1 pseudogene is annotated in these 1,801 nt (G+C 76.2%); it reads right to left on the bottom strand.

Going from position 1 to position 1,801, the window contains the following annotated elements:
* Nucleotides 1–1,801: pseudogene (locus AWC08_RS38885) on the bottom strand (PE family protein); the annotation flags it as partial.

The following is a 1,801-nucleotide window of genomic DNA, read 5'->3' on the forward strand; positions in this document are numbered from 1 at the left end:
GTGACAACACTTGTGGCGGAGCCTTGGACGCTCCCTGCGTCACCGCCGTTTCCACCGTTCCCGCCCGCGCCGGTGGTGCCGTCACCGCCAACCCCGCCCGCGCCGCCGATGGCGCTCCCGGAGCCCTGGTTGGATGCAACGCCGCCGCCACCGCCGACCCCCCCGCTCGCGCCGTCACCGCCGGCCCCGCCGTGACCGCCGGTGGCGGTACCCGTCGCGGCGCTGTTGAGGAGATTGGCGCCTCCGCCGAAGCCGCCAGCTCCGCCCGCTACGCCCTTGCCGGTGCTGTTGCCGCCCGCACCGCCGTTACCGCCGGTCACGCTTCCGGTCCCTGAGGTCGATGCCAGAGCACCGCCACCCCCAAGACCGCCGGTAGCGCCGTCGCCGCCGCGCCCTCCGTCGCCGCCGGTGACGGAACCCGTCGAGGACGCACCGAATACTTGCCCGACGCCACCCACGCCACCGGGACCGCCGACGCCAGTGGCGCCGCCACCGCCCCCGGCCCCACCGGAGCCGGCCACTCCCGTGCCGCTGCCGACGATCGTCACGCTACCGCCCGCACCACCTACTCCGCCGAGCGTCGTGCCGGTGCCGCCGACGCCACCGTGGCCACCGAACGCGTTCCCTGATCCCCCGATGTCGACCGACGCGGAACCGCCGTCCGCCCCGCTGCCGCCGGTGGTGCCGGAACCTCCGTTGCCACCGTTGCCGGCGGTGGCGGTACCGGCAGACCCCGCACCGGTCAGACGCGCGGTGCCACCACTGCCGCCCGCCCCGCCTTTACCGGTGGTCCCGCCGCTGGTGCCATCGACCCCCGCACCGCCGACCGCGTCCCCGATCCCGTTGGTCTGCGCGTTGCCGCCTTTGCCGCCCTGGCCGCCACCGGCCGCGCCAACGCCGCCGACCCCGCCCTTGCCGCCTGTCGCGGTGCCCGCTGAGGCGACGTTGGAGATTTGCGCATCGCCGCCTATACCGCCGAGTCCTCCGATGCCCGTGGTGGCGGCGCCGCCGGCCCCACCGGTGCCGCCCGTCGCCCCTGCGGTGGCGCTGGTCGTGTTCGCGTTACCGCCGGCCCCACCCAGCGATGAGACGTTGTTGACGCCGTTGCCGCCGGCGCCGCCGGTGCCGCCAACCGCGGTCACCGTGGAGAAGCTGTTGTTGATGACCGCGTTGCCGCCGCTGCCGCCGATTCCACCGCCGCCGGTGCTGCTGGTGCCGCCCGCGCCACCTTTGCCCGCCGCCAGGGCTCCGAGTCCGCTGGTGGTCGCCGTCCCAGCGTTCCCGCCGTTGCCGCCCGTCGTGCCGCTGCCACCGGAACCGCCGTCACCGGAGATGGCGGTGCCGGTAGACACAGCGTTGGTGATAGTCGCGGCGCCGCCGGCGCCGCCGTTGCCCCCGGTGCCGGTCGTGCCGCCGCTGGTACCGGCAGCTCCGGTGCCGCCGGTGGCGTTCCCGGTTCCGTTGTTGGTCGCCACACCCCCGGCGCCGCCGTTGCCGCCGCCCGCGGCGCCCACGCCACCCACTCCGCCGCCGCCGCCGGTCGCGTTGCCGATCCCGTTGTTGATCGCCGCACCCCCGGCGCCGCCGTTGCCGCCCCGGCCGTTGACCGCGGAACCGCCCGCGCCGCCGGCGCCGGCCACGGCGCTGCCAGGCCCCTCGTTATAACCATCGCCCCCGGCTCCGCCGTTACCGCCGAATCCGGTACCGGTGGCATTGCCGCCATGACCGCCATCACCGCCGACGCCCGCGATCACCCCGCTCTTGCCGCCGGCCCCGCCCGCGCCCCCGTTCGCCCCGGTAC

It is taken from the genome of Mycobacterium gordonae (genome assembly GCF_002101675.1).
GTDB lineage: Bacteria > Actinomycetota > Actinomycetes > Mycobacteriales > Mycobacteriaceae > Mycobacterium > Mycobacterium gordonae.